Annotated in this window: 16 protein-coding genes; 12 read left to right on the top strand and 4 right to left on the bottom strand. The window is 36.8% G+C overall.

Translation table 11 applies throughout. The features are described 5' to 3' along the window. Positions 1-340 precede the first annotated feature (340 nt). Positions 341-1,591 carry an NAD(P)/FAD-dependent oxidoreductase gene (locus C7Y47_RS10420; RefSeq protein ID WP_142508734.1) on the bottom strand — a complete coding sequence of 417 codons (1,251 nt, stop codon included), beginning with the start codon at positions 1,589-1,591 and terminating at the stop codon, positions 341-343. Between the two features lie 529 nt (positions 1,592-2,120). On the opposite strand from C7Y47_RS10420, the gene asnB reads away from it, so the two are divergent. From asnB to C7Y47_RS10440, 4 genes are all read left to right on the top strand, one after another. Further along, complete coding sequence (gene asnB, locus C7Y47_RS10425) at positions 2,121-3,971, top strand: asparagine synthase (glutamine-hydrolyzing) (protein ID WP_142508735.1); 1,851 nt, start codon at positions 2,121-2,123, stop codon at positions 3,969-3,971. Between the two features lie 442 nt (positions 3,972-4,413). Further along, positions 4,414-6,027: a putative polysaccharide biosynthesis protein gene (locus C7Y47_RS10430; RefSeq protein WP_142508736.1), complete on the top strand. Its 1,614-nt coding sequence runs from the start codon at positions 4,414-4,416 to the stop codon at positions 6,025-6,027. Positions 6,028-6,036: 9 nt separating this feature from the next. Continuing rightward, a complete protein-coding gene (locus C7Y47_RS10435) occupies positions 6,037-6,750 on the top strand; it encodes a pseudouridine synthase (RefSeq protein ID WP_142508737.1) in 714 nt (237 codons plus the stop codon). Positions 6,751-6,925: 175 nt separating this feature from the next. Continuing rightward, the gene (locus C7Y47_RS10440; RefSeq protein ID WP_142508738.1) at positions 6,926-8,440 is read left to right on the top strand and encodes a GGDEF domain-containing protein; all 1,515 of its coding nucleotides are present in this window, start codon (positions 6,926-6,928) and stop codon (positions 8,438-8,440) included. 493 nt (positions 8,441-8,933) lie between these two features. On the opposite strand, the gene C7Y47_RS10445 is transcribed toward C7Y47_RS10440, so the two are convergent. Both C7Y47_RS10445 and C7Y47_RS10450 read right to left on the bottom strand, forming a co-directional pair. Next, positions 8,934-10,109: an MDR family MFS transporter gene (locus C7Y47_RS10445; protein WP_142508739.1), complete on the bottom strand. Its 1,176-nt coding sequence runs from the start codon at positions 10,107-10,109 to the stop codon at positions 8,934-8,936. Between the two features lie 350 nt (positions 10,110-10,459). Further along, the gene (locus C7Y47_RS10450) at positions 10,460-10,681 is read right to left on the bottom strand and encodes a DeoR family transcriptional regulator (RefSeq protein ID WP_036118795.1); all 222 of its coding nucleotides are present in this window, start codon (positions 10,679-10,681) and stop codon (positions 10,460-10,462) included. Between the two features lie 355 nt (positions 10,682-11,036). Here C7Y47_RS10450 and pepV point away from each other — a divergent pair, with 355 nt between their 5' ends. The 7 genes from pepV (at position 11,037) to C7Y47_RS10485 (ending at position 18,858) form a co-directional block, all read left to right on the top strand. Next, positions 11,037-12,443 carry a dipeptidase PepV gene (gene pepV, locus C7Y47_RS10455; RefSeq protein WP_142508740.1) on the top strand — a complete coding sequence of 469 codons (1,407 nt, stop codon included), beginning with the start codon at positions 11,037-11,039 and terminating at the stop codon, positions 12,441-12,443. A gap of 29 nt (positions 12,444-12,472) precedes the next feature. After that, complete coding sequence (gene dat / locus C7Y47_RS10460; RefSeq protein WP_142508741.1) at positions 12,473-13,327, top strand: D-amino-acid transaminase; 855 nt, start codon at positions 12,473-12,475, stop codon at positions 13,325-13,327. Positions 13,328-13,657: 330 nt separating this feature from the next. Continuing rightward, a complete protein-coding gene (locus C7Y47_RS10465) occupies positions 13,658-14,662 on the top strand; it encodes a nuclease-related domain-containing protein (RefSeq protein ID WP_142508742.1) in 1,005 nt (334 codons plus the stop codon). A gap of 3 nt (positions 14,663-14,665) precedes the next feature. Further along, positions 14,666-15,601 (top strand): diacylglycerol/lipid kinase family protein, encoded by a 936-nt coding sequence (locus C7Y47_RS10470; protein ID WP_142508743.1) that lies wholly within the window; start codon positions 14,666-14,668, stop codon positions 15,599-15,601. A 112-nt stretch (positions 15,602-15,713) separates the two neighbouring features. Continuing rightward, on the top strand, positions 15,714-16,361 hold the full coding sequence (gene trmB / locus C7Y47_RS10475) for a tRNA (guanosine(46)-N7)-methyltransferase TrmB (protein ID WP_142508744.1): 648 nt from the start codon (positions 15,714-15,716) through the stop codon (positions 16,359-16,361). An 11-nt stretch (positions 16,362-16,372) separates the two neighbouring features. Further along, complete coding sequence (locus C7Y47_RS10480) at positions 16,373-17,236, top strand: YtnP family quorum-quenching lactonase (RefSeq protein ID WP_142508745.1); 864 nt, start codon at positions 16,373-16,375, stop codon at positions 17,234-17,236. A gap of 395 nt (positions 17,237-17,631) precedes the next feature. Further along, the gene (locus C7Y47_RS10485; RefSeq protein WP_142508746.1) at positions 17,632-18,858 is read left to right on the top strand and encodes a carboxylate--amine ligase; all 1,227 of its coding nucleotides are present in this window, start codon (positions 17,632-17,634) and stop codon (positions 18,856-18,858) included. Positions 18,859-19,495: 637 nt separating this feature from the next. Here C7Y47_RS10485 and C7Y47_RS10490 read toward each other — a convergent pair. Next, the gene (locus tag C7Y47_RS10490; protein ID WP_142508747.1) at positions 19,496-19,810 is read right to left on the bottom strand and encodes a hypothetical protein; all 315 of its coding nucleotides are present in this window, start codon (positions 19,808-19,810) and stop codon (positions 19,496-19,498) included. A 284-nt stretch (positions 19,811-20,094) separates the two neighbouring features. On the opposite strand from C7Y47_RS10490, the gene C7Y47_RS10495 reads away from it, so the two are divergent. Next, positions 20,095-21,171, top strand: a complete 1,077-nt coding sequence (locus tag C7Y47_RS10495) for a M42 family metallopeptidase (protein ID WP_132357246.1) — start codon at positions 20,095-20,097, stop codon at positions 21,169-21,171. Positions 21,172-21,214 lie beyond the last annotated feature (43 nt).

Genomic DNA, 21,214 nt, shown 5'->3' on the forward strand with positions numbered 1-21,214 from the left:
AAAATCGAACAAGAAGTGCCTTATTTTTATCTGAGAAAGGTTCGCTTTTATGAAAACGTAAGTTTTTCAGTGCCCTCCGTTTTGGGGCACGCTTTTTATATGATGAGAAGTAACTTAAATCGCTGATAAGTCGCAGAAGATCGCTGATAAAAGGCTTAGAATCGCTGATAAGCCGCAGGAAATCGCTGATAAAAGACTTAGAATCGCTGATAAGTCGCAGAAGATCACTGATAAAAGACTTAGAATCGCTGATAAGCCGTAGGAAACTGCTGATAAAAGACTCGAAACCGCCGATAACTCCTGAAAAATCGCTGATAGAAGTCAGACGATACAGATTATATTATAGTGCTGCATTCATCCCTGCAATACGTCCTGTAACGAGTGCTGACGTTATATTATAGCCACCTGTGTAGCCGTGAATATCAAGTATTTCTCCGCAGAAAAATAAACCAGCTTTTTTCTTTGAAGCCATTGTCTTTGGTTCAATCTCTTTAACAGAAACGCCACCTCCAGTGACGAATGCCTTTTCAAGGGATTGCGTACCACTAACTGTCATTGTGAAATTGACGAGTAGTTTAGCTAAATTGCGGATTTTTTCCTGTGATAATTCAGTACCTGTCGATTGTACATCGATGTCTGCACGTTCACATAAAAATAGCAGCCAGCTTTCAGGTGCAATTCCTTTCCAAACATTTTTCACCGCTTTTTTTGGATCTTCTTTAATGAGTTTGTTTAAATATTGCAGACACGTTTCTTCATTATAATCAACAAGAGTTTGAATACGCATTGTCACAGGCTCGTAACCGGTTTTCATTAATTCTTTCACGACAAATTGACTGCAACGCAAAACAGCAGGACCGCTTAATCCGAAATGAGTAAAGAGCATGTCCATTTGATGTGTTACGAGCACCTTGCCCTTTTTGTTTAAAACAGAGACAGCGACATTTCTTAGAGCAAGTCCTTGTAGCTCACGAGCTTGAATAAAATCCTCTTTTGATAGTACAGGAACCTCAGTAGGGAATAGAGTTGTAATTGTATGGCCAGCACGCTCTGCCCATGGATAACCATCTCCCGTTGAGCCTGTTTGTGGAACAGCTTTCCCACCAACGGCAACGACTACCGCCTTACTACGAATTTCTGTGCCATCTGTAAGACGTACCCCAAGAATTTTTTCCTCATCCATTAGAAGTTTATTAACAGGTGTGTTTAAGCGAACTTCAACATGTAGCCTCTGAAGCTGACGAATAAGTGCATCTACAACATCTTGCGCGCGATTAGACATAGGGAACATACGCCCATGATCTTCCTCTTTTAATGCCACGCCAAGTCCTTCGAAAAATGCGATAATATCTTCGTTATTGTAAACCGTGAATGGGCTGTAAAGAAAACGGCCGTTCCCAGGTATGTGCTTAACGATTTCTTCAACAGGTAAACGATTTGTGACATTACAGCGACCACCGCCTGAAATGGCCAATTTTTTGCCCAGTTTCGTCCCTTTTTCTAGTAATAATACTTTCTTTTTATGCTCTCCAGCAGCGATAGCAGCCATTAAACCGGATGGGCCACCACCGATAACGATAACATCGTACATATATTTAAACTCACTTTCTTATCAAATTAGGAATCTTTCCTATTATACATGAAGTCTATATAGAGGGGCTTCTTTCACATTGAAAATAAAACAAAAGTATTTTATAATGCTTTATCTTCTACTTTAAGTAGCTCGTCCCATAACGTGGAGTTGATTTCCGTTCCGACTGGGCGCTTTCCTGGGGGCGTCCGATGAGCCGCTTCACTCGCATTGCTCGCTCAAGGGTCTCATCTGTGACGCTGATCCCCAAGGAGTCGCCCAGTCTCCACTACAATCAACTTATACACATGGCATACGTTTTAACACAATGTCATCCAAAAGTTACGGTGAAGAGCTTACGAGTGTAAAGTTTTGAAGGGAAATTGAGGTATTTTCGAGAGATAATGTGCTCGGTGTTTGAACAAATAATCAGTGTAGGAGAACCTTACTGTTGAAAGTTTTGCTATATCTGTATTGTCTGTATGAAATGAATGTCTTTTCATGCTATTATGGTAAAGGTTAAGCACTAAATTATGAGGTGAAAAATAGAATGTGCGGATTTATAGGCTATATTAATGGAACAAATGTTATCGATCATCATCAAACGATCGAAAATATGATGAATACAATTATTCACCGTGGACCAGACAGCGGTGGGATTCACAGTGATGATAAAGTAACGTTAGGATTCCGTCGATTAAGTATTATCGACTTATCAGACGTGGCAAATCAGCCGTTGTACAGTGCGGATGGTAACATAGTTCTCGTATTTAATGGAGAGATCTTTAACTTCCAAGAGCTACGTGCTGATTTGGTTGAAAAAGGTCACAACTTTAAAACACACTCTGATAGTGAAGTTATTATTTATGGTTATGTTGAATATGGCGTAGAATTTGTCAAAAAGCTTCGCGGGATGTTCGCATTCTGTATTTGGGATAAAAAGAAAGATTTGCAATTCATCGCTCGTGATGGCTTTGGTATTAAGCCACTATATTATACAGAAAACACTACAGATGGTACTTTTATTTTCGGTTCAGAAATTAAATCATTTTTACCACATCCATCATTTATTAAAGAATTAAATAAAAATGCGCTACGTCCGTATTTGACGTTCCAATACTCTTCAATGGACGAAACGTTCTTTAAAGGTGTGTACAAATTACAACCAGCACACTATATGCTTATTCAAAATGGACAAAAGCAAATTGTGCAGTATTGGGATAAAAAATTCCATGCACAAGAAGCTCCAATTGAAAAATATGTAGAAGAAATTCGTACGACAGTAAGAGAATCAGTAGATGCGCATCAAATAAGTGATGTAAAAGTTGGTTCTTTCTTATCAGGTGGTATTGATTCAAGTTATATTACTTCATTATTACGCCCTGATAAATCCTTCTCTGTTGGTTTCTCTGACTATGAGGATATGTTTAATGAAACAAATTTAGCAAAAGATTTATCTGATACATTAAATATTCAAAATGAGCGTAAATATATTTCGGCAGATGAGTGTTTTGAAGCATTACCAAAAATTCAGTGGCATATGGACGAGCCACAATCAAACCCATCTTCTGTACCACTTTACTTCCTTTCTGAATTAGCATCGAAGGATGTAACAGTTGTACTTTCAGGTGAAGGTGCGGATGAAATCTTTGGTGGTTACTCATGGTACCAAAACTCTGGCAAAATGCAAAAATATGAGAAAGTTCCATTTGGTATTCGTAAAGCGTTACGTGGCTTAGCAGAGGTGTTACCTAAAAATCAATATACACACTTCCTTGTTAAAGGTGGTCAAACCGTAGAAGAACGCTTCATTGGGGAAGCGGTTGTATGGGACGAAGAAGATGCATTAAATGTTTTGAAACCAGACTATAAAAATGGGCCATCTGTAAAATCGATTACAAAACGTATTTACGATGAGGTTCCAGGCGATGATGATGTTACTAAAATGCAGTATCTTGATTTAAATCTTTGGATGCCAGGCGATATTTTATTAAAAGCAGATAAAATGAGTATGGCCCATTCTATTGAATTACGTGTTCCATTTTTAGATAAAGAAGTGATGGAATTAGCGAAAAACATTCCATCAAAATATCGCGTAAATGACATTGATACGAAATACGTTCTTCGTCAAGCTGCACATCAGGAATTACCTGAAGAATGGGCAAAACGTCCAAAGCTTGGCTTCCCAGTACCAATTCGTCACTGGCTACGTGAAGAAAAGTATTATAAGATGGTAAAAGAAATGTTTACAACTGACTTTGCCAATGAATTCTTTGATACAAAACAATTAGTAGGCTACCTTGATGAGCACTATGAAGAAAAAGCAAATCGTGGACGTTATATTTGGACAGCCTATGTGTTCTTAGTATGGTATAAACAATTTTTCGTAGATATGAAATAGAGCAGTATCATTAATCGGTGGGGGTTTTCTTAATCTCCACCGATTATTTTGAGCCTTCTACTTTCTATGGGAAGGGCACAACCACTATTTTTTTATAGAGCTTCTAGAACTTTTTAATGTATTTGTGCGTCTGTTTACCTATAAATATGTTAAGATTACAGATGGTTTACTTATTTAATATTTTGCGATGTTATGCTTTCTAGTTGTTTTGCTGATTTTTTATGGCGGTAGTATTAAAGAAAGCTACGTTTGAAACAATCCTGTAAAAGTGCTCGAGTAGCGGAAGAAACCGCTCAGGCAACCAGTGAAACTGCTAAGGTAGCAGAAAGGACTGTTCAAGAATCAGGTTATGCTTGTATGGAAACAAATACCTTTAATAGTAAATATTTTATAAGTGTTACGGTAATGAAAATATTGATTTTACGATGAATGGATGGGTACGATGTCCAATTTAATGAAAGGTACTGCGATATTAACAATGGGAATGTTTTTATCGAAGGTGCTCGGATTAATTTATATTTTTCCTTTTTATGCGATTGTGGGTGAGGAAAATGTTGCTCTCTATCAATATGCATATATTCCCTATTCGATAATGCTAGCAATAGCCATCTCAGGTGCGCCAATTGCTGTATCCAAGTTTGTTTCTAAATACAATGCATTGGGTGATTACCAATCAGGCCGCAAGCTGATGAAATCTGGCATACTTATTATGATGTGTACTGGATTAGCTGCGTTTATTGTTCTCTTTATATTAGCCACGCCAATAGCGGGGCTTGTTATTAAAAGTGATGAACAGGCATTTACGGTAGAGCAAATTGCTTCAGTTATTCGCTGGGTTAGTTTTGCGCTAATTGTCGTACCATTTATGAGCCTCTGGCGTGGATTTTTCCAAGGATATGACAAAATGGAGCCTACAGCGGTTTCTCAGTTAGTGGAGCAAATTGTTCGTATTGTTGTGTTATTGGGTGGTTCTTTCTTAGTTGTGGTAGTTTTCAAAGGGAAACCAGAAACAGCTGTTTCCTTTGCAGTATTTGCTGCATTTATTGGGGCAATTGGTGGGTTGCTAGTACTTTATTATTATTGGAAGAAGTATCAACCTGAATTTGATTTACTGCGCAGTCAAAGTGTGACGTCTACACAGCTACCAATGTCCAACATATATAAAGAAGTAATTACGTATTCAATTCCAATGGTATTTGTAGGCGTAGCCAATCCGTTGTTCCAATTAGTAGATATGCTAACATTTAATGGAGCTATGATATCTATAGGCTTAGCGGAAGTAACGGATAAGTATTTATCAATGATTAACTTTACAACACAAAAGGTAGTTATTATCCCGGTAATGTTAGCTACAGGTTTTTCGTCGGCACTAGTACCGACGATTACAAAGTACTTTACGCAAGGTGAATATTTATCGTTACGACATGCAATGGATAAAACATATCAAATATTAATTTTTATTACATTGCCTGCGGTAGTTGGAATTTCATTGTTATCGAATGAAATTTACTTTATGCTCTATACTGAAAGTGAGATGGGTGCTATGATTTTAGCCCATTATGCACCTGTTGCTATTTTATTTGCATTATTCCAAGTGACGGCAGCTCTTTTACAGGGCATTGACTTCCAAAAGTGGATTGTCTTAAGCTTATTAACTGGAATTTTCGTCAAGCTAGCGATTAACATTCCGTTAATTCGTTGGATGGAGGCAGATGGCGCACTTCTTGCTACAGCTATTGGCTATAGTGTTTCAATTATCATTAATATGCTTGTGTTAAGAAAAACACTGAACTATAAATCAGAAATGGTTATTCGTCGTGTCATGCTCATTGCTCTTTTGACAGCGGCAATGGCGGTAAGTGTACTAATCGTTCATAAACTTTTAGTGTTATTAATGGGGCCAGTAAGTAGTAAATTCTCTGCATTAGTTTATTCTATTATTTGTGCTGGAGTAGGTGTAGCAGTATATGGCTATTTGTCTTTACGCCTAGGCTTAGCACAAAAGCTTCTCGGTGAACGATTGACAAGAATTACAAACAAACTGGGACTTAAATAGGAGGTACTAATGCGTTTAGATAAATTACTGTCGAATATGGGTTACGGGTCACGCAAGGAAGTTAAGCAGCTTCTAAAGCAAAAAGCAGTGACAGTAGATGGCGCATATGCGAAGGATGCAGCATTACATGTTGATCCTGACAAGCAGGATGTCTCTGTTTTTGGTGAACGTGTGAACTATACAGAGTTTGTATACTTTATGATGAATAAACCTCCTGGAGTTATTTCTGCAACGGAAGATTTACGAGATGAAACTGTCATCGATTTGTTAGATCCATTACACCAACATTTTCAGCCTTTCCCTGTAGGTCGCCTAGATAAAGATACAGAGGGATTATTGTTGATCACAAATGATGGCATATTAGCACATAATTTATTGTCACCTAAAAAACATGTGCCGAAGGTTTACTATGCACAAATAGAAGGAATTGTGACTGAGGATGACTGTGAGAAATTTGCTCAAGGTGTTGAGTTAGACGATGGTTATGTAACAAAACCCGGAGAGCTCATCATATTAAAATCCGCTCAGCAATCAGAAATTGAGTTAACAATTCAAGAAGGTAAGTTTCATCAGGTGAAGCGTATGTTTGAGTCTGTTGGTAAACGTGTAACGTATTTAAAACGCCTATCGATGGGTAGCCTAAAGCTGGATGACAATCTAGAGTTAGGTGAATATCGAGAATTAACGGCTGAAGAACTAGCTTGCTTACAAAATAGGGATTAAGGAATTCCTCGATGCTAACATTGATTAGTATCGAGGCATTTTTTATATACATAGTTATACCGGTAACTGTATAATTGATATAACTTTTGTGTAAAAAGCTATTTAGTCTATCGTACTATTAAATCTCTAAATGTTTCAGAAAATCTGATGGTGAAAATAAGTAGAGGACAAGTTAATGAAAAACCTAAGAATTAAATTATTAATATCTTTATTTGCCTTTGCATTAATATTAGTTGGTGTTATTTTTTACGTTAATAGGCAAATACTTACTGAAGATATAAAAAAACAAGAAGTCATGAATAGAACATTAATTGAAAACCATATTCTTAAGGATATGCAGGCTGTAGATAATGCACATTTTTATTTTGATAAAAATCTCTCTGAAAAAATGGAAGAAGTACTACGAAAACTAATTACTTATTATAAGGAAAATCCACATATAGCGAAGTGGGATTTACAGAAAATAAAAAGCGAAAATGAAATGGACGTGTACATACTCGACCAATCAAATACCGTAATTTATACAACTTTTGAAAAAGATAAAGGATTAGCTTTTTCAGAATGTTGCCACCGTTTTTCTACTTTACTAGACGAACGTCGAGCAAGTGGAGAATACTACACTGATGGTATAGATATTTCAACAACTACTGGGGGATATCGAAAATTTGGCTATTTAGCAACACCTGACAAGAAATATTTATTTGAGGTAGGTATCGACTTACTTGATGATCCTGTATTCCAAACTTTTAACTTCGGAAAAACTGCTGACTATTTAATAGATAAATATGCAAATTTGTTAGAAGTACAAACGATAAATGCGGGTGGTGTTTTCTTTGATGATTCTAAATCAAAAAAAATAACTGTAAATGATAAATCGAAAATGTTTCAAGAGCATTTTGAGCTAGCAAAAAAAACGATGAAGCCAACGGAATATCAAACGGAGTTTAAAAATGGTTATATTGAAAAATACCGTTTTATACCATACGAAGCGGAAGCGGTTCGGGGAGAATCCTCTAGAAGAGTTGTATATGTGAAATATGGTAATTTCACAGAAATGAGAGCGCTAACTAAAAATATAAAGCAGTTTCGAGTATTGCTTTATATTGCCTTAGTAACTTCTTTCATCATGCTATTAGTCATCAACAAACTCCTTTCCAAAACGATTCATCTTGCAACCTATGATCCTTTAACAAATGTTTATAATCGTGCTACCTATGTTAGTAAAATGGATAAGTTATTAAGACAAAGAAAGACGAATCAACCTGGTTTATTGCTGTTAGATTTAGATAATTTTAAACAAGTAAATGATCGGTTTGGACATGTTGAAGGTGATAAAATTTTGATTGAAACAGCAAGAACATTAAAACAAGAAGTAGGAAAAAAAGGCTTTGTTGTAAGATTTGGTGGCGATGAATTTGCCATTGTTTTATATGATACGAAGGATGAATGTATGGAAAAATTAGCAAATTCCATTTTGGAGAAAATTCATCACTTGAAGTGTGAGGATAAAGTTTCTATTGATAGATGGTCTGTACTTTCAGTCAGTATGGGCGGAGCTATTTGCATTCATCCAGATGAGTCAGAAAGAAGCTTATTTGAGCGTGCAGATAAGGCGTTGTATCAATCGAAAAATGCTGGTAAAGACCAATACACCAGTTATGCAGAAGCTCCTGCTAATAAAGAAAGCTAATGCCACTTCAAATTTTTAAGGATAACATTATATGTTCGCTCCATTCTTATTAGTGAGTCCAAGCAAGAAGTTAAAGCCTCCGAACGCAATTTGCCGAGGCATAATTGATAGGCTTGAGATTCGCTTATAGAAATGGAGCGATTTTTTGCCGGAAGTTAAAATCCGTAAAAGACTTATTTCTTACATTATATTGGCTCATCACCAAAAGCTGAGTATGACATTTGTTAAAACAGATGCTATGTATAAAAGTTGATTGGAGTGAAGACTTGGCGACTCCTTAGGGATCGGCATCAGACCCTGGAGCGAGCATAGAGGAGCGAAGGCTAAATCCTTCACGTCCTGTGATAACGCCTACGTGACCAACATCGTGTTGCTGCCGCTACGTTACACCGCTTTCGCACAAAAAACACCTGTAGTCCTAAGCGGCTCATCGGCTGCAACAAAGCGCTCAGTCGGAACGGATATCAACGACACGTTATGGTGATGAGCCGCTTTATTCCTGTTGCGGTTTAAGCTTGGATCTATAAAATATACAACTGCATAAAACTAGAACAGCAATGACCGCAAACATTGCATTCATATAATGTGTTAACAGCCACCCACCAATAATTGGTCCAATAAATCCTCCTAAATTTTTAAATTGAGCTGCTCCTAAATAGGTTCCCTTTTGTGTATCAGGCGCAATTTCATCAATCATGACACTCATAGTTGGAAAGGCGAAAATTTCACCAATCGTGAATATAATCATAGCAATAATATATAACGAATAGTTAGTTGAGAAGCCGAATAATAAAAGACCAAATGCCAAGAATAAAATCCCTACTAATAGAGTAGCTGTTGATGAAAAACGTTCCGAAAGTATACTAATCGGTAATTGTAGTAATAACACAACTGCTGCATTTAGTGAGATTAGTAGAGAATAAAGCTTGGTTCCATCTTCAATTTTAAGTTCAATGATTTGTGGCAGTGTTGAATCAAATTGAGAGTAACCGATATTTATTAAAATTGCCCCGAAAATAAAGCTTAGTAATACACGATTCGTAAATAGAATCGTAAAGGTTTGCAGTATTTTAGTTGGATTTGAAGCTTTTGGTTGTTGCATTTCATAGCGATTTAACACGAAAAATAAAAATACGGCGTAAATAATATACATAGTCCCTGTCAGCATGAATGGAATACTTGGGCTGGACAATTGAGAAATATAAACACCAATAATAGGGCCGATTACAGCCGCTATGTTAATGGCTGTGTAACGAAACGAATATAATCTTTTTCGTTTATCTGCAGGAGTAAAATCAATCATTAATGCCTGTGTTGAGGGTTCAAAGAAGGAGCGACATAAGCCATTAAGGGCGTTCAATGCTACAAAGAACCAAATCGTTTGTGCTGTTGCAAAGCCAAAGAACACAATACTCCAAACAATAATCGTAAGTAAAATGACGTTTTTTCTACCAAAGCGGTCTGTTAAATAACCACCGAAGAACCCTCCTACAGTGGAGATTAACGGTGCAATACCAACCGTCAAACCTATTTGTAAAGGGGATGCTTCTATCTCATTATGTAGGTAAATTGCTAAAAAGGGCATTGCCATAAAACTTGCAATACGTGTGAAAATAGTTCCTCCTAAAATAATCCAAACTAGTGGATGAAACAGTTTGGGAAGTTTCATAGAATCCTCCTCTCGAAATGAAGAATGTTTCGATTTTAACGGATTGTTAAACAATTGTAAATAGTGGGAAAATATTCAGAGTTAACGATGAGGAAACAAATTTTATAAAAATACAGTAATCTTTTAGAGTGGTGGTTTGAACAGAAAACCTCTAATGTGCAGGAACATCTATAAAAATTATTAAATGCTGTGTTAATAATTTGCATGAAATTTCGGAATTTGTGAATATTTATTATCTAATTTTTAGAGGTATAGATGATAGGGTGAATAGTAGAAAACAAAAAAAGAATGACCACGACGAAAGGTCATTCTTTTTCCATACAAGATGCTTTACGTGTTACACGTAAAAACTAAGACGTCATTTTTACTTTTTTCTTCGTCGTTGTCCATTTGCCTCGACTTGGACTCATCACCAAATCGTTAAAGGCTAACACGTTCAAATCTCTTTGAACGGTGCGAGGAGTGATACTAAACTCTTCGACTAAATCCTGTGTAGACACGGTTCCTTTGTCTAAAATAAACATGTACACATCTTTAATACGATTAAGCATTCGATCAGTAGTTGGTTTCATAAATGAACCACTCCTTCATCTTAATTCTCTTGGCAAAGACTAGCGGACGACAATATGTGCGGAGTGCACTTAGGCTAATAAGTAGCTGCCTTAGACATCCCCTTTTCTAATTTTATATTCAGAAAAATTGTTCTGATAAGTTCATTATATAGAAAAACAAGTCAGTTTTCTAGTGAATGCAAGAGGAATTTACAATTAAGACATAAAATTTTCACAGTATTTTGTGGGAATAAGTGAAGAACGTGCTATATGTGGTAGTGTTCGAAGTAAGATTTTGAAAAGTTGTCAGAAAGATGATTGTAATTTATGTTGTAAAGAGTAGAATAATGTTATTACTTTAGAGGAGGTACATCATATGGATTGGTTACAAGCTGCAAAGGAAAGACAAGATGAATTGATACAAGATTTACAGGAGCTTGTGCAAATTAATAGTGTTCTCGATGAGAAGACGATCACTACTGAAGTACCTTTTGGTGATGGTCCATTAAAGGCTCTTGAATGGTTATTAGCAAAGGGCCAAGCTGAAGGTTTGCAAACTAAAAATATTGATAATTATGCAGGTCACATAGAGATGGGTGAGGGTGACGATTTATTAGGTATTTTATGTCATGTTGACGTGGTACCCGCTGGTGATGAAACAAATTGGACATACCCACCCTTTAGTGGCACTGTAGCTGATGGTAAGCTATTTGCTCGTGGTGCAATAGATGATAAAGGCCCAACAATTGCAGCATGGATGGCCATGAAACTTGTCAAAGATGCAGGCATTGAACTTAATAAAAGAATCCGTATGATAATCGGTACGGATGAAGAAACTGGCTTCCGCTGTGTCGACCACTATTTTAAACATGAGGAAATGCCGGCGATTGGATTTGCACCAGATGCGGATTTCCCGCTCATCAATGCTGAAAAAGGCATTGCAGAGCTAGTGTTCTCTCAAAATAAAACAGGCGATGCTTCGAAAGAACAGCTATTACTATTTAATGCTGGAAAGCGACCAAATATGGTACCGGATTTTGCAAAAGCAACGGTGCAGTTCGTTTCCCCACAATTCGAACAGAATTTTCACACATTTTTAAGCAAAAATCAGCTAGAAGGCTCTTTATTAATCGAGGGTTCTCGCTATATAATAACTATCAAAGGTAAAGCAGCCCATGCAATGGAGCCGGAAAAAGGTGTCAATGCAGCTGTTTATCTTACAGCATTTTTACAACAAGAGTTGACGACAGAGGCAAGTAAACAATTTGTCGACTTTACCGCAGATGTTTTTTATCAAGACCATTATGGCAACAAGCTTAATTTACAATTTGAGGACGAAATGTCTGGTAAAACTACATTGAATCCAGGTATTATAACTTTTGATGTGACTAAAGGTGGTAGCATGGTCATTAGCATGCGCTATTCTGTCACATATCCATTTGATGAAAAAATCACGGAAGCACAACGCTTAGCTGTGGCGAAAGGATTTTCATTGGATATTCAGGATGACTCAAAGCCTCATTATGTAAGCGAGGACGATGCATTTATCCAGACTCTAGCAGATATTTATAGACGTCAAACAGGAGATTATGAAACGCCTTTACTTTCTACAGGTGGTGGTACGTACGCACGTGTCATGAAAAAGGGTGTAGCATTTGGCATGCTGTTCCCAGGTGAACCTGATGTAGCGCATCGTGCGGATGAGTTTGTCGTCGTTGAAAATCTCATTAAAGCAACAGCAATTTATGCTGAAGCGATTGTTGAACTTGCAGGAAACAAATAAATTAAAGATGAAAAGGATGAACATAACAAATGGCATATTCATTATGGAATGATCAAATCGTTGAAGAAGGATCAATTACAGTATCTCCAGAAGACAGAGGTTACCAATTTGGTGACGGCATTTATGAAGTAATTAAAGTTTATAACGGAAATATGTTCACAGCACAAGAACACATTGATCGTTTCTATGCGAGTGCCGAAAAAATTCGTCTTGTCATTCCTTATACTAAAGACGTATTACACAAATTATTACATGAACTTATCGAAAAAAATAATTTGGAAACAGGTCATGTTTACTTCCAAATTACACGTGGTACAACTTCTCGTAATCATATTTTCCCAGATGCAAGTGTTCCAGCTGTATTAACAGGGAATGTTAAAACTGGTGAGCGTTCATATGAAAACTTTGAAAAAGGTGTTAAGGCTACCTTAGTAGAGGATATTCGCTGGTTACGTTGTGATATTAAATCTTTAAACTTATTAGGTGCTGTATTGGCAAAACAAGAAGCATCTGAAAAAGGTTGCTATGAAGCTATTTTACATCGTGGGGACATCGTAACAGAATGTTCATCAGCAAATGTTTACGGCATTAAAGATGGTAAGCTTTATACACACCCTGCAAATAACTTTATTTTAAACGGTATTACACGCCAAGTTATTTTAAAATGTGCTGAGGAAATTAATTTACCTGTTATTGAAGAACCAATGACAAAGGCTGATTTATTATCAATGAGTGAGATCATTGTGTCATCTGTATCTTCTGAAGTAACACCTGTAATCGATGTGGATGGTAACAAAATTGGTGCTGGAGTTCCTGGTGAATGGACTCGTAAATTACAACAAGCGTTCGAGGCGAAATTACCGCTTTCTATTGATGCGAAATAATGATTCTTATCAGAGGGCTACCCTATACTTTGGGTAGCTCTCTTTTTCTATAGAACAAATTATGGATGTTTTATCCTGAAACGTCATGTAAAATAAAAAGGATGAATACAGTTGTTGAATGATTGCTATCGGAATTTAAGGTTAAAGAGCAAATGTCGATGTAATGAATGCAAATGTCTATTTCACTTTATTTAGTAATTTTTTATGTAGCGACCGCTACAACTACATTATGCCAAGGAAAAAAATGATACTTCGATTTGCCTTCCAAGCAGTAGTAGGGAAATTAGCAAATTAGATATAGGGCGAGTAAGATTGGAGTGACCAAAACACATGGCACAATTGGTGAAAATACAAGATTATATTTCACGCTATCAAATTGATTTAGCAAGATATCCAACTCAATTTGTACGCTTAAAGAAAAGTCAATGGGAGCGTGTTAAGCGACAGTGGGAATTAGGAGAAGAAATTAGTGAGTGGCAACATACCGACGACGACTCAGAAAATGATTCTTTCACAGAAAAAGAGAAATTCTCTTTATTCAAAAAGATATTTGCAGGTCGTCAGAAGGAAGAAAATGTGGACGTTGAACAGATAGAAATATCGAATGAACTAATAAGTGATGAAGATATCATACCTGAAGAAGAAACGACTTTAACATTTGAACCGAAAATTGTCTACGCACCACAATCAATTCATGAATTAAAACGAATGTTTATCGATCAATTTTTCCATTTTCAAATGAAATGGGCAAGTTCAACATTACGTGAAAAGTCGTATGTAGATCCTCGTTTTATGCGTGATCCATTATTACGAAATTTATTGCAAAAATTACCAGACAATTATTTACTTTTTTATTATCCTATTTTACAAATTAGAAAAGCACCCATAGAGCTTGATGTCGTACTAATGTCACCGACAGAATGTATTTGTATAACAGTGCTGGAAGCAGAAAATCAAGCAGTTTATGTGGGAGGCAGTGAGCGATTCTGGATAAAAAAAGTAGGAACGAAGGATTCGAAAGTCCTTAATCCAATGATAAGTTTAAATCGTATGGAGTCTGTATTAACGCAATTATTTACGCAGGACGATATAAATATGCCAATTCGTAAGGTCATATTAACACAAAATGGCTATTTCGATTATCCAGGATCACCTTACGGAATTCAATTTGTAGATCGTCGAAATTATGGAGAGTGGATGGAGCATTTAAAGAAAGTATCCTCTCCTATGAAACATATGCAAATTCGTGCTTCTCAAACGATTTTAAACAACGTACAAACAACATCTTTTAATCGAGATATTTGGAAGCAATCTTCTCAACCAGCCGGGGATTAGTGAATGCGAGTATTATTTATTGTGAATGAAGCAGCAGGGCACGGCAAAGGTAAGAAAGTTTGGCATCACCTTCAACAACAATTATCAATGAATTATGAAGTTGCTTTTACAGAATATGAGGGGCATGGAAAGGAACTTGCAAAAAATTGGGCGCAAGATGCTCAAACCAAACAATTAATTGTTATTGTTGGCGGTGACGGCACAATACATGAGATTGTTAGTGGCGTTGTACATAATAAATTTATCGTAATTGGTGTAGTCCGTGCTGGTTCCGGAAATGATTTCGCACGATACTTTACTACATTTCAAAATGCTTTTCAAATTGAAAGCTATATACAAAATAATGAAATGGCTAATCTCCCAATGGATGTTGGTGTCGTTCAATTTGGAGATCAACAGCAGGAAATATTCGTCAATAATGCTGGTGTGGGCTTCGATGCATTTGTCACAAAACGTATTAATAAATCCCGTTTGAAGCTTTATCTCAATAAAATCGGGCTCGGCAAGCTATCCTATGCTGCGGCTGTTGTAAGAGGGCTATTTAGCTTTAAATCCTTTGATGTAACTATTCGGACAAACGATCAAGAATGGCAATTTAAGCAGGCGTGGTTTGTAGCGACGAGCAATCAACCTTATTTTGGAGGGGGGATGAGAATTTCCCCATCTTCTAAACCTAATGATGGACTAATCGAACTAACAATCGTTCACGGTATTTCGCGACTTAAATTGCTACTAGTATTTGTTACTGTGTTTTTTGAAAAGCATACAAAATTTAAAGAGATTACTTTTTTGCAAGGCAATCAATTTAACATTTTCGTGCAAGCAAATAACGTTGATTGTCATACGGATGGTAACTATATTGGAGAAATTAGAGAGGGAACGAATATTCCTTGTACAGTGCAACGTAATGCTTGGCAGGTTATAGCAAAGAAACATTGAAAAATGGTCCATCACTAAAATATCATTTCGCAATAATTTCATGCGAATTTTATGGTTATACGTTATACTATAAAAAATCAATAATTTCATGAGAAAGAAATGAGGAAAAAAATTGAGATTAAGAAATAAGCCTTGGGCGGAGGAAATGATTACGGGTCATCCAGAGGTGATTGTTCCAAATCCTGAAGACTTTAAAGGGAATTGGCAGGCTGTTTTCGGAAATGACAACCCACTACATATTGAAGTAGGTACTGGGAAAGGACAATTTGTCATAGGTATGGCCTTACAAAATCCAGATATAAATTATATTGGCATTGAGCTTTATGACAGTGTCATTGTTTGTGCATTGGAAAAAATTATAGAGGCTAAATCTCCAGCGAATTTACGACTATTAAAAGTAAATGGCGCAGATTTAAATAAATTTTTTGCAAAAAATGATGTAGACCGTGTGTATCTGAATTTCTCAGATCCCTGGCCAAAAACGCGCCATGCTAAGCGACGTTTAACGCACGGGGATTTTTTGAAATTATATGAGTCGATTTTAGTGGATGAGGGGGAAATCCATTTTAAAACGGATAACCGTGGTTTGTTTGAGTATTCATTAATTAGTATGTCTGAATATGGTATGTTACTTAAGTATGTATCACTCGACCTACATGCGAATATGCCTGAGGATAACGTTATGACTGAATATGAGCAGAAATTTTCTGCTAAAGGACAGCCTATTTATCGTCTAGAATCGCAATTCTTTACTAAATAGGGGGAGTATGGATGGATCAGTTAACGTTTCACAGTATGTCATTATCATGGCTAAACGGGGGTGTCACTTGCCTTGATGGCGGTGCTATGTTTGGCGTTGTACCAAAACCACTTTGGTCACGCAAATATCCAGTCAACGAAAAAAATCAAATCGAGCTACCAACTGAGCCGATTTTAATTCAATATGATGGCAAAAACTATCTTGTTGATACTGGTGTTGGCTTTAACAAATTAAATGAAAAACAACTACGAAACTTTGGGGTAACTGAGGAATCAACATTAGCGGCTAGCTTACAGGAGCTAGGACTAACACCAGCTGATATTGATGCAGTATTAATGACGCATCTACATTTTGACCACGCTGGGGGTTTAACGCAATGGGAAGATGATATCCTTGTACCAACATTCCCGAATGCCAAAATCTTCGTAACGAAAATCGAGTGGGACGAAATGCGTAAGCCAAATGTTCGCTCGAAAAATACGTATTGGAAAGAAAACTGGGAGCCAGTTCAGCACTTAATAGAAACGTATGAAGGTACGTTAGAAGTAGCTCCGGGTATTGAAATGATTCATACGGGTGGTCATAGTGATGGCCATGCCATTATAAAATTAACTCAAAATGGCGAGGTATTATTGCATATGGCAGATATTATGCCAACACATGCACACCAAAATCCATTATGGGTTTTAGCGTATGACGATTATCCAATGACGAGTGTCTTTGCCAAGGAACGTATAATGAAAGAAGCACTTGCAAATGCCTACGGCTTTATCTTCTACCATGATGCGTATTACCGCATGATTAAATGGGATGAAACAGGTAAAGAAATTGTAGATAAATTAGAACGCAGCAGACAAGCTGTTATTACATTTTAAATAAAAAACGTGTGAACCTTTTGTGTTCGCACGTTTTTTTATCTTTATTCAGCAAATGTTCTTTGAAACGAAAGTGCAACCGTGATTACAGAAGACTTTCACCTCTGAAATGGTACATTTAAAGGGAACTTCCTGTATTACGGGTGGGTATTTTTAGGTTTTACAAAAATGGAGGTTTAATTTATTTTTAACGTATGCGATGTATATAAGTTGATTGGAGTGGAGGCTGGACGCCACCAGGAAAGCGCGCCCGGACGGATCGGAAATCAACTTCACGTTATGGTGATGAGCCTAATTGTCTATACCCCATTTTTTTGACACTTTTTTCGTGAACATCTTGGAAAATATGATACACTAAAAGCTATACTAAAACACAAAAGAGAGTTGAAATATACATGGCAACTGAGCAACCATTTTTACCAGTATTACTAGGATCAGATATGAATGCATATGGTATGGCACGTGCATTTTATGAGGCATATGGTATTAAACCACTTGTATTAGGGCGTTCACATTTAACGGCAACGCAAGATAGTCATATCATAAATTTCGAAGAGATTGATCGCTTAAATGAACAGGATGTATTTGCACCTGCACTTGCAAAGGTCGCAAAAAAATATTCAGATAAAAAACTACTGTTGTTAGCTTGTGGAGATGATTATGCAAAGCTTATTATCAAAAATAAGCCAGCATTGCAGGAGCATTTTACAGTACCATATATTGATGAATCACTTATGGATGAAATTTTATTAAAAGAAAATTTCTATAAGATGTGTGATAAGTACGATTTTAAATATCCTGGTACGACGACTGTAACAGCAGACAATTACGAAAACTTTACACCACCATTTGATTACCCAATTATTTTAAAGGCATCGAACTCGGTGGAATATTGGGCATGTAAATTCCCAGGTAAGAAAAAAGTTTTCGTTGCGAATGATGAAGCGGAAAAAACAGCTATTTTAAAAGCAATTTATAGCTCAACTTATCAGGATACAATGATTATTCAAGAATTCATTCCAGGTGATGATTCGTATATGCGTGTATTAAATGCGTATGTAGGGAAGGATGGCAAAGTGAAGCTAATGTGTCTAGGAAACCCAATCTTAGAAGAGCATTCACCTGAAGGAATCGGTAGTTATGCAGCTATTGTTACAACATACGATAAAGAATTAATGGATCAAGTACGTTTCTTCTTAGAGGATATCGGTTATACAGGCTTTGCTAACTTCGATATGAAATATGATATGCGTGACAAACAGTATAAGTTGTTTGAAATTAACTTACGTAATGGTCGCTCTAGTTATTATGTAACAGCAAGTGGTCATAATTTAATGAAATATGTAGCGGATGACCATATGTTAAATATTGAACAGGAAGTAACTTATGTTCAGGACCAGCATTTATGGATGATCATTCCTAAAGGCGTGCTATTCAAATATGCATCAAATGAAAAGCTTAAGTTAGAAGCTAAAAAATTAATTCGTGAAGGGAAATATACAAACTCTCTTTACTTTAATCAAGATATGAATGCGAAACGTTGGGTGAAGCTAACGTTAAATAATTTGAATTATTATCGTAAATATAAAAAATACTTCAACAATAAAGGATTGTCTGAGTAAAACGAAGAAGCCATCTCCAATGACGAGATGGCTTTTTCAAGTTATTGAAAAACTATTATATCGATGAAATAAAGATGTATTATTAAATAAAAATAGCTCTTCAGCAAAAAGAGTGGTTGATTTCCGTTCCGACTGGGCGCTTTGTCGCTGACGCTTCGCTTTCGCACAGTTAAAACATTTGTCGCTGACGCTTCGCTTTCGCACAGTTAAAACATTTGTCGCTGACGCTTCGCTTTCGCACAGAGCAGAGCTTCCTGGGGGCGTCCGATGAGCCGCTTCGCTGCGCTGCAGGGTCTCATCTGTGACGCTGATCCCCGAGGAGTCGCCCAGTCTCCACTCCAATCAACTTATTCACATAGCGTATATGCCACTCTAATTTATAGTGATAAAAAGAAATTTTTAAAAATTGTTTTTTGTGTGAAAGCGTAGTTTAGCGTAATGGCTGCAACAGCGTAAGCAACTTGAAGATTGCTCACAGAATAGCGAGTGGCTAGGAACTGAAATCTCTCTCAATATTCTTAAATATTTACTTGATCATTTTGTTTTTAACTCTATAAAAAGAGGCCATCTCAAATAACTAAGATGGCTTCTTTTTTGTAGGGTTTTATAATATTTGTTCGCGTATTACTGTATAAGGTTATACTTCTTGTAGCTCTACTACTACACCAGAGCGAGCGTCAGCAGCAAATTCAAATGTTTGCATTTCGCCCTCATTCATACGAGAGATACCTCCACGGTATACTGGAATAGTCATAATGCCGTTAGAGAAATTGTCTGTTTTCATAAAAATCCAAGAACCGTCAATCGGTGAATCCTTTTTAAATTCCTTTTTTATGTTTTCGAGTACTTGTCCTGCAGGTACATACGGAGAAACCTTTTCGCTTGCTTCTTTAACAATGACTGCGGCAGCTAGGCCAGTAGCAACACCAATTAAAAAATCACGTAATTTCATGCTTCTTTCCTCCTTTTTCTATAGCTCCATTTTAACATAGCATACAGAGTGAATGCACGTTCACACTTTAGCACTTTTTAGGAAATGTATCAATATTACGAATTTGGAAATTGCGCTAGTGCTTTGCTATTGCACAGAGCAAGTTTTGGGTAAACTTTGAAGATGAACGACAACTCTCATTTATTTTGCTACTCATTGAAAAATGGAAGTTTTCTGAAGAATATAGATAAATATGTTACAATGGCAGGGAAGAATATTCTACTTCGTGGGGAGAGAGAGTCATCATGAATGAGGAAACATTACAATTATTTAAAACACTAACAGAATTACCAGGCGCACCGGGTAATGAACATGCGGTACGAGCGTTCATGCGTTCTGAGTTAGAAAAGTACTCGGATGAGATTGTTCAGGATAATTTAGGGGGTATTTTCGGTGTGAAGCATAGTGAAGTTGCTGATGCACCAAAAGTGTTAGTTGCTGGTCATATGGATGAGGTGGCATTCATGGTTACTTCTATTACTGATAACGGGATGATCCGCTTTCAAACATTAGGTGGCTGGTGGAATCAGGTAATGCTAGCACAACGAGTTGAAGTATTTACTAAAAACGGTGCGATTCCTGGCGTAATTTCATCAATACCACCACACTTATTAACAGATGCTGAACGTTCTAAACCGATGGATATTAAAAATATGCTAATAGATGTTGGCGCAGACAATAAAGAAGATGCTATTGCACTTGGCGTTCGTCCAGGTCAATCAATTATCCCTGTCTGCCCATTTACACCAATGGCAAATCCGAAAAAAATTATGGCCAAAGCTTGGGATAACCGCTATGGCTGTGGATTGGCAATTGAATTGATGAAAGAAGTGAAAGGTGAAAAGTTAGCCTCGCATTTATATTCAGGTGCCAATGTAATGGAAGAAGTTGGTCTACGAGGTGCTCAAGTGTCCGCAAATATGATTAAACCGGATCTATTCTTTGCTCTAGATGCTTCACCTGCAAATGATATGTCAGGAGAAAAAAATCAATTTGGTCAGCTTGGAAAAGGGACATTATTACGTATTCTTGACCGTACGATGGTTACACATAGAGGCATGCGTGAATTCATCTTAGATACTGCGGAAACGAATAATATTCCTTATCAGTATTTTGTATCACAAGGTGGTACAGATGCAGGACGTGTACACACGGCAAATGACGGCATTCCTAGTGCAGTAATTGGTGTTTGCTCACGCTATATTCATACATCTGCTTCAATTATTCATATTGATGACTATGCAGCTGCAAAAGCTTTAATTGTGGAACTAGTGAAAAAAGCTGATCGTTCGACATTAGCAACGATTCGCGCTAATGTGTAAAGTGATTCCGCTGAAAGAAGTTAAAAGATGCCTTTAGGGGCAT

The organism is Lysinibacillus sphaericus, from assembly GCF_006864135.1.
In the GTDB taxonomy this organism is placed as follows: domain Bacteria; phylum Bacillota; class Bacilli; order Bacillales_A; family Planococcaceae; genus Lysinibacillus.

Bases quoted from the DNA above. Each gene is read 5' to 3' on its own strand.
- C7Y47_RS10480 (WP_142508745.1), top strand. From the start codon at position 16,373: ATGGATCAGTTAACGTTTCACAGTATGTCATTATCATGGCTAAACGGG.
- C7Y47_RS10485 (WP_142508746.1), top strand. From the start codon at position 17,632: ATGGCAACTGAGCAACCATTTTTACCAGTATTACTAGGATCAGATATG.
- C7Y47_RS10450 (WP_036118795.1), bottom strand. From the start codon at position 10,681: ATGAAACCAACTACTGATCGAATGCTTAATCGTATTAAAGATGTGTAC.
- C7Y47_RS10465 (WP_142508742.1), top strand. From the start codon at position 13,658: ATGGCACAATTGGTGAAAATACAAGATTATATTTCACGCTATCAAATT.
- asnB (WP_142508735.1), top strand. From the start codon at position 2,121: ATGTGCGGATTTATAGGCTATATTAATGGAACAAATGTTATCGATCAT.
- C7Y47_RS10440 (WP_142508738.1), top strand. From the start codon at position 6,926: ATGAAAAACCTAAGAATTAAATTATTAATATCTTTATTTGCCTTTGCA.
- C7Y47_RS10445 (WP_142508739.1), bottom strand. From the start codon at position 10,109: ATGAAACTTCCCAAACTGTTTCATCCACTAGTTTGGATTATTTTAGGA.
- pepV (WP_142508740.1), top strand. From the start codon at position 11,037: ATGGATTGGTTACAAGCTGCAAAGGAAAGACAAGATGAATTGATACAA.
- C7Y47_RS10470 (WP_142508743.1), top strand. From the start codon at position 14,666: ATGCGAGTATTATTTATTGTGAATGAAGCAGCAGGGCACGGCAAAGGT.
- C7Y47_RS10495 (WP_132357246.1), top strand. From the start codon at position 20,095: ATGAATGAGGAAACATTACAATTATTTAAAACACTAACAGAATTACCA.
- C7Y47_RS10430 (WP_142508736.1), top strand. From the start codon at position 4,414: ATGTCCAATTTAATGAAAGGTACTGCGATATTAACAATGGGAATGTTT.
- C7Y47_RS10490 (WP_142508747.1), bottom strand. From the start codon at position 19,810: ATGAAATTACGTGATTTTTTAATTGGTGTTGCTACTGGCCTAGCTGCC.
- dat (WP_142508741.1), top strand. From the start codon at position 12,473: ATGGCATATTCATTATGGAATGATCAAATCGTTGAAGAAGGATCAATT.
- C7Y47_RS10420 (WP_142508734.1), bottom strand. From the start codon at position 1,591: ATGTACGATGTTATCGTTATCGGTGGTGGCCCATCCGGTTTAATGGCT.
- C7Y47_RS10435 (WP_142508737.1), top strand. From the start codon at position 6,037: ATGCGTTTAGATAAATTACTGTCGAATATGGGTTACGGGTCACGCAAG.